Consider the following 559-nt stretch of genomic DNA (forward strand, 5'->3'; position numbering starts at 1 on the left):
GTCCATCACCAGCCGCAGGGCGGCCGGGCTGCTGGTGTCCACGGTGTTGCCGGTGCCGGTGTAGTCGACGTAGAAGCGCGTGTCCTCGGGCGACAGACGGTAGTAGGCGCCGTTGTCGATGCCCTTGAGGCTCAGCGTGGGGCCCAGGTGGTTGCCTTCGGCCGTGTGGTTGTAGACCACGTCCAGGATCACCTCGATGCCGGCGGCGTGCAGCGCGCGGACCATCGCCTTGAATTCGTCCGTGCCGCCGTCGGCGCGGTTCGCGGCGTAGCGGGGCTCGGGCGCGAAGAACGCGATCGTGTTGTAGCCCCAGTAGTTGGCGAGGCCCGCGTCCACGAGTCGCTTGTCGTCCACGAAGGCCTGCACCGGCAGCAGCTCGATGCTGGTCACGCCGAGCTGCTTGAGGTAGCCCACGGCGGCTTCCGATCCCAGACCGGCATAGGTGCCGCGCAGGTGCTCGGGCACGCCCTCCAGCGTCTGCGTGAAGCCCTTGACATGCATCTCGTAGAACACGGTCTCGGCGGGCGGCACGCGCGGATGCGCATCGTCGTCCCAGTCG

1 protein-coding gene is annotated in these 559 nt (G+C 68.3%); it reads right to left on the reverse strand.

Translation table 11 applies throughout. The annotated features are described in order from the left end of the window. Positions 1 to 559 (reverse strand): alpha-amylase family glycosyl hydrolase (locus GVL61_RS24435; protein ID WP_255456546.1); only part of this gene is annotated, 559 nt, incomplete at both ends.

Origin of the sequence: Novosphingobium sp. 18050 (assembly GCF_902706195.1) — a bacterium.
GTDB lineage: Bacteria > Pseudomonadota > Alphaproteobacteria > Sphingomonadales > Sphingomonadaceae > Novosphingobium.